A 6,412-nucleotide genomic window follows, 5' to 3' on the forward strand; every position below is an offset into this window, starting at 1 on the left:
GACGCCCCCATCCGAACTCATGCGACCCCCGTCAAAACGGGCCACAACACGCCGTCCACAGGAGGCTGGAAACTCATACGCGCCTGCGCTACACTCTGTCTGCATCGGGTTCGTTTATTGCTTATGAAAAATTCTTTTGTACAAAACAGACTTTTTCATAATCTAACCCGATGTACAACCCTTCTGTGAGATTTCCGCGTCGACACGCGAGCGGATGACCGACTTTCCAGCATTTGATTTCTGGATATGCCGGGGCATAGGCTTGAGATGCGGCTTTTTGCGATGAACCTTGGAAACAAATCCCTGCTTTTCCATGAAGTCTTCGTTGGCTTTTGAGCGATAGGCCGTGTCAGCCCAGACACTTGAGGCCGTATTGGTTTTATCCAGCAGCCCCTCTCTCAATCTCGCGCCATCACTGGCGGCGGCATGCGTTGTTTTCCATTTCCGGATGAACCGGTATTTCCGATCGATGGAAACATGCGATTTATAGCCAAAGAACGGGATGGCGAGATCACTGGATGGCATGGTTCCATCATCCTGCCGCTTCGCTTTGGTGAACTTTAGCGTCCAGCGCGCATGACGATCCTTGTGCGACAACTTTGCGGGTTTGTCCTGCCAGTCTTCAGGAATACGTCCTTCCCGAAGATCGGCTTTCTCTGCATTGGTGTTCCGCTGCTTCGGAGCCGCTACCAGCGTGGCATCCAGGATCTGGCCTGACATCGGCAAATACCCGGCGTTGCGCAGGGTCGCATCAAAGCGGTTGAACAGCCCATCGATCGCACCCGCCTGGGTCAGACGCTCGCGAAACAGCCAGACCGTTTTGGCATCAGGCACCCGATCTGAAAGTCCCAGCCCAAGGAAACGCATAAAGGAGAGGCGATCGTTGATCAGATATTCCGTCCGCTCATCAGACAAATTGTTGAGCGTCTGGATCACCAGGATCTTGAACATCAGCACAGGATCAAATGGCGGTCGTCCGCCCTTGCTTCCATCGGAATACGCCAGGACCTTGTCCAGATCAGGACGGAACGCTTCAAAATCCACAGTTCGGGAAAACGCTTCGAGCTGATCGCCAAGCCCACTCAGCCGGGCAAGACGCTCTTCAACATCAAAGAAACCAGACTGCTTCATATCGCCATTCCCTCAATCAACGCAGAAGAAATAGAATCATACAGAAGACCTCAAAACCAGAGGGTTTTTCGAACCCTCCACATCCATCCCCCCGTGCCCGGTTCACTGGGGACAATGCGGCCCGTTTGGTCACACTCCGTAGGAGAGACGGAGCAAGCGGAACAGATTGCCAAGCAACCTCGGCGCCTTTCCGCAGACTGATTCATTACGCACGCAGGTCCGCATCCGGGGGGCGAGCAGTTCGGCCAGTCCTTCCTTATCTGGATCGATTGGTGGCTCCTCTTCGTCAGGCGCCGGACGCCGGCGCTGTTCCTTCTCCCGAGAAGGAAGCGGAGGCGGTTCGAACGGGCGGTGGGCGCCCATGATCCGTAACGTGTCTTGCATGAGGACATTCTCCATCACTAAAAGAAAAACCAGACCCACGTGGGAACTATAACGCAATTCATAGATGGGAAAATGGCTATGGAAGACCTCTCCATGAAACGTTCCTGGCAGAGCAGGGACTGGTCCCGCTTTATCAAGCTGTTCAGGGGCCTGACATTCTACGAGCGTTTTGAACAGGCGATCATTCTGACCCTGATTGCGCTCATCATGCTGGTCACCGCCATCGCGACGATTCATCTGATCGGCGCGGTATGGCATCTGGTCGTCGATGTCGGAATCGATCCGATCAACCAGACGATCTTCCAGGCGATTTTTGGCGCGATCTTTACTGTTATCATCGCTCTTGAGTTCAAACACTCCCTGCTGGTCGTTCTTGCCCAGCATGAGAACGTCATCCGGGTGCGGACCATCGTCCTGATCGCCCTCCTGGCGATTGCCCGCAAATTCATCCTGCTGGATCTGCATGATGTGACTGCCATGGAACTGTTCGCTCTCTCGGCGGCTGTTCTGGCGCTGGGCATCGTCTACTGGCTGGTCCGCGAGCAGGATGCGCGTGTCGCGCGCGATGCCAGGGAACAGGCGCATCTCGAAGATAATCCTGCGGCCCGCTGTGAGCCTGAAGGGTCTTCATCCTGAAGAATCGAGGTAAAGGCGGTCTATAACGCCGCCTTTACTCAATCCCCACTACGTCCCGTGCGATGAGGACGTCTTCTCCGGCGTCTCTGGCCCTGACGGTGCCAGATGATCTGTGTCGATGGGCCGGAACGGCGGAATGGGTTGTCCGGGATAATAGACCGGCCCCTTGTAGTTCTGATCCAACTGGCTTGCGTTCAAGCTGTCGACCAGCATATCACCCGTGCCGTCTTCGTAATGAGTGCGAGCCCCGGTTTTGGGGACTGTGGATGGTCCCTCAGTCGCCCTCGCATTGAACGATGTTGCAGTCGTCCGGACAATATCACCAGCATGTGCGCCCGACTGGCTCAGTAGAGACAAGCCCAGAGCAGCGCACGACAGAGATATTTTCATCCTCTTCATGTTCATGACCTTTCGAGACTCTCCTCCGGCCGGATGAATAGCCGGGGGAGAGGTTTCGTCATGCCATCAGGCTGCCTCTTTCCGCGCCTCGATCTGGGGCACGGCTTCCTCCGCACGTAATGTAGAGGACGTAATCGCGATACGACGCGGCTTCATCGCTTCGGGTATCTCACGTTTCAGGATAATGGACAGAAGTCCGTTCTCGAAGTGCGCATTGGTGACTTTCATATGCTCGGCCAGATCGAAGCGGCGTTCGAATTCTCTGCCCGCAATACCCCGATGGAGATATTCGGCGGCGCTTTGCGGCTCCTGTACCTTTCGTCCTGTCACGACAAGAGTATTGCGCTCCTGTGTGATCGTAAGGTCGGCCTCGGCAAGTCCGGCAACCGCCATGTCGATCCGATAATCATCCTCACCGGTCTTGACGATATCGTAAGGCGGCCAGTTATCGACCGTCGGAATCCGGCTGGCGAGATCAAGGGCATTGAGCATTCTGTCAAAGCCCACGCTCGAACGGAACAGGGGAGCAAAATCAACGGTGGCTCTCATAGCCATATCCTCCTTTGAGCAACATGGACACAAGATCAAAACTGATAGTTCTGTCTGCCGACCCCTTTGGCGGCCGGCAGATTCAATCTGGGCACTCCGTGCATGGTGTCAAGAGGTATCAAAAATGCAGAAAGGCAGGTTTGGGCGTCCTCAATCGTTCGCGTGTTCAGAGTGGACCAGAACAATGCCTGATAGCATCGGATGGAAGTTGCTAGCCGCGGCATTCGCCGCGACCATGCTGAGTGCCGCTCCGGCGGAGGCCTGGCCGTGGATTTATGCTGGACCACCAATTGTCGTTCCACTACCAGTCGTGGTCGCGCCGCTAGCTGTCAGTTGGGGTGGGCGGTCTCCTTCAGAAGGTTTATCAACCGCCGGTATGGCACATCAATGCCGCAAGGAGGCCTTCCACCCCATCTGACATGTCTTGTTCTATGATACGTTCTCAGAAGGGGCTGCTTTTATGCAGCCGAGCGGAGAATGCACTCGGGTGGGAGGAAACTCCATCAGCTCATGGTGATTGCGGACTGTCCGCTTAGGAGCTTGGCGAATGGGGGCTTGTATGTCCGGGATGAGGGCGGAACCCGCCTGTCTGCTTGTCGCGCACTAAGCGGACACACTGCTTTCGCCTCATGTCAGACATAGAAAAGAGCCAAACAATGCTCCGAAAGCGGACGTTATCTCTAGAATTAAAATGCTGAGATCTCCGAGTTAACTCGTTATTTTATTATTGCCACGAACGAGCCAATAGACGATCCCCAAGGCCAGGATTGCCGCCGAGAGTGCCAGAACCTCCATGACGTCGAGGCCGCTGAGATCCAGGACAATAAATTTGCGAACGGTCGCCATCATACCGATGAGAAGGACGGACCGCATTCTGACCATGCTGTGCGAGGGTGTGTCGGGCGAGACAAGAATAGAGTGTTTGAATTCCAGTGCAATCAGGACTGTAAAAAACAGACCAAAAAGGCTCTGTAGAACCACAGGATTGGTCGGGGAAAGGGTTGCTGTTCGGAGCATTTCAAAAACGGCGTATAGCACATGTATGAGACCAAGGGCCGCGACGACCATGATGCAGAGCGTAAGAACCAGCATAGCGATCTCTTCAAAAAGATCGAAAATAGAAGAAATCTTCTCAAATCCTGGTATGTTTTTAATCATAGCCTTTGCCGTCCTTTTTAGCCTATGTCTGCGTAGTTAGAAACCTAATACCGCATCAGCTCCGAAAGTGAACTGACCAACATTTCTAAGGTCATTAAATGGCCTCGTTCCGTTCAGTGAGCGATCAAACCGGACTTCAGGACGGATCTCGAACAACTTGACGGAATGACCGAGCACGGGACGCCAGGTAGCACCCAGTGTCAGGGCACCGTACGTCGTCGGCGGTGCTGATTGCGTGACGGTGGGTTTACCGAGCGTCGCTTGCATGTAGGCATTATTTGCGATGAAGGATGTTACAAACAGACCGGTATCATCACGATAGATCTCGCCGCGGTAATTTAGAAGAAGTGTGGGAGTTAATTGATAGGAAAGGTAGCTTACGAAGCTGTAGGTGTTGGCATGAAGCCCTTCATCGTGCAGGAAGTTCAGCTCACCGGTGAAGGTCAGTCGGTCTGAAATCTTGTAACTTCCGCTAAGATCATTCCAGTAACGTTGAGCCGAGTTTGCACGCTGTCCGAGGGACCGGGTAGAGTTTTCAGGACCGACGCGACCGAGGTATGTCAGAGACAGTTTGCCATTTGCCAGACTGGACGCTGTCAGACCGAAATATCCCGCAGCAGTATGATTGTTGTCACCTCCCCCGAACGAGACCTGATTGCCCGTGTCCACTCCGAATAATGCGTCGATATGGTCGGTCAGGTGCTATTGAAACATTGCGCCCACATGCTCGAACGGCGTGGAATACTCAGTCGTATAGGACAGGGTATAGAAAGGACGGAGTGAGGGGTCAAGGGATTCCACGCCCATAGGGGAGGCCAGTATGCCAGCCTGCATGTCCAGACCATGGCGGGTTAACCAAGGCAGGTGAACGTCGAGATGGGCCTGAGGCACAATGAACTGGTAACGACTGGTCATTAACCGGTCTGTGATGCCTGCAATATTAAAGTACCGCCCCTCGGCACCGTAGAGCCGCCGGACCATGAAGCCCACGTCGTAAGACGATGCTGTCGTATCGACTGCACGCGCAGCCGTCAGCGTCAGCTGGTCGAGTTGCGCCTGATTGGCCCTGTCACCGAAGAACTGTCCGAAATTAATCCCATTTGCAGGGCGAGAAACGTTTGCGTTTATTCCTCCCTCGATCTGCCCTGCAAGGGTGATGTCATCGAGCCACTCCGTGGCAGGCTTCGCGATCGCATCGTTCATGTCCAGAAGAACCATCGTAATGGCTGCTGTCAGGAAAAAACCTACATTTCCAGATCGGGGCGTCCATTTCAGGAATGCAGATTGGAGGGATCGAAGAACCGTTGGTTGATGCGCTTGGCTCGTGATTTCAGGCTTTTGGCGATTTGATTGACGGTTTTTGGGGTAGCTTTTGATCTGCGTTTTGAGCAGATCGGGGACTGCCGTCCCGCTGGATGACTACGCGCTCGCGTTCAACCTTTCGAGGAAGAGGAAGCGGCGCATGTTGTAGACGATATTGGCCAGCCCGATCCTCATGGTGGCCCGGGTGATACCGACAGTTCGGATGAACAACCCCGTCTGTGATTTCTGGTCGGCAAAGACGTGCTCGACGCGCGATCGGATCACGGACTTTCCAGCATTCGATTTCTGGATATGTCGGGGCATAGGCTTGAGATGCGGCTTTTTTCTGTGAACCTTTGAGACAACACCCTCTTTGTCCATGAAGTCCTCATTCGCTTTCGAGCGATAAGCTGTATCAGCCCAAACGCTTGAGGCCGTATTGGTTTTATCTAACAGCCCCTCTCTCAATCGCGCACCATCACTGGCGGCGGCATCCGTCGTCTTCCATTTTCGGATGAACCGAAACTTCCGGTCGATGGAGACGTGGGATTTGTAGCCAAAGAACGGGATGGCGAGATCGCTCGACGGTATGGTTCCATCGTCCTGCCGCTTCGCCTTCGTGAACTTAAGTGTCCATCGTGCATGACGATCCTTATGCGACCTCTTTGCGGGCTTGTCCTGCCAGTCTTCTGGAATACGTCCTGCCCGGAGATCCGCTTTCTCAGCGTTCGTATTGCGCTGTTTTGGAGCAGCCACCAGTGTTGCATCCAGGATCTGGCCGGACATCGGGAGATAACCGGCGTTCCGCAGGGTCGCGTCAAATCGGTCAAACAGCCTTTCAATGGCACCCGCC

The 6,412-nt window shown here is 54.2% G+C and carries 4 protein-coding genes and 2 pseudogenes; 1 reads left to right on the forward strand and 5 read right to left on the reverse strand.

The window, feature by feature from the left end; translation table 11 throughout:
- Window positions 1–177: 177 nt before the first annotated feature.
- A pseudogene (locus tag GOB86_RS14385) lies at window positions 178–1,131 on the reverse strand (IS5 family transposase); the annotation flags it as partial.
- Window positions 1,132–1,593: 462 nt separating this feature from the next.
- Between GOB86_RS14385 and GOB86_RS14390 the strand changes: the two are divergent.
- Window positions 1,594–2,151, forward strand: a complete 558-nt coding sequence (locus tag GOB86_RS14390) for a phosphate-starvation-inducible PsiE family protein (RefSeq protein ID WP_003618818.1) — start codon at window positions 1,594–1,596, stop codon at window positions 2,149–2,151.
- Window positions 2,152–2,616: 465 nt separating this feature from the next.
- Here the strand turns inward: GOB86_RS14390 and GOB86_RS14395 are convergent, their stop codons facing one another.
- The 4 genes and pseudogenes from GOB86_RS14395 to GOB86_RS14410 all read right to left on the reverse strand — a co-directional run.
- Window positions 2,617–3,099, reverse strand: a complete 483-nt coding sequence (locus GOB86_RS14395) for an Hsp20 family protein (RefSeq protein ID WP_165993290.1) — start codon at window positions 3,097–3,099, stop codon at window positions 2,617–2,619.
- Between the two features lie 708 nt (window positions 3,100–3,807).
- A complete protein-coding gene (locus GOB86_RS14400; RefSeq protein WP_012813131.1) occupies window positions 3,808–4,257 on the reverse strand; it encodes a phosphate-starvation-inducible PsiE family protein in 450 nt (149 codons plus the stop codon).
- Window positions 4,258–4,293: 36 nt separating this feature from the next.
- Window positions 4,294–5,475 (reverse strand): annotated as a pseudogene (locus GOB86_RS14405) (outer membrane beta-barrel protein).
- A gap of 201 nt (window positions 5,476–5,676) precedes the next feature.
- Window positions 5,677–6,412: transposase (locus GOB86_RS14410; protein WP_165993292.1), on the reverse strand; the 736-nt coding region annotated here is incomplete at its 5' end.

The organism is Acetobacter lambici (assembly GCF_011516885.1).
Lineage (GTDB): Bacteria > Pseudomonadota > Alphaproteobacteria > Acetobacterales > Acetobacteraceae > Acetobacter > Acetobacter lambici.

What these genes read in the sequence shown, in the direction of transcription:
- GOB86_RS14395 (WP_165993290.1), bottom strand. Translation starts at nt 3,099, where the DNA reads ATGAGAGCCACCGTTGATTTTGCTCCCCTGTTCCGTTCGAGCGTGGGC.
- GOB86_RS14390 (WP_003618818.1), top strand. Translation starts at nt 1,594, where the DNA reads ATGGAAGACCTCTCCATGAAACGTTCCTGGCAGAGCAGGGACTGGTCC.
- GOB86_RS14400 (WP_012813131.1), bottom strand. Translation starts at nt 4,257, where the DNA reads ATGATTAAAAACATACCAGGATTTGAGAAGATTTCTTCTATTTTCGAT.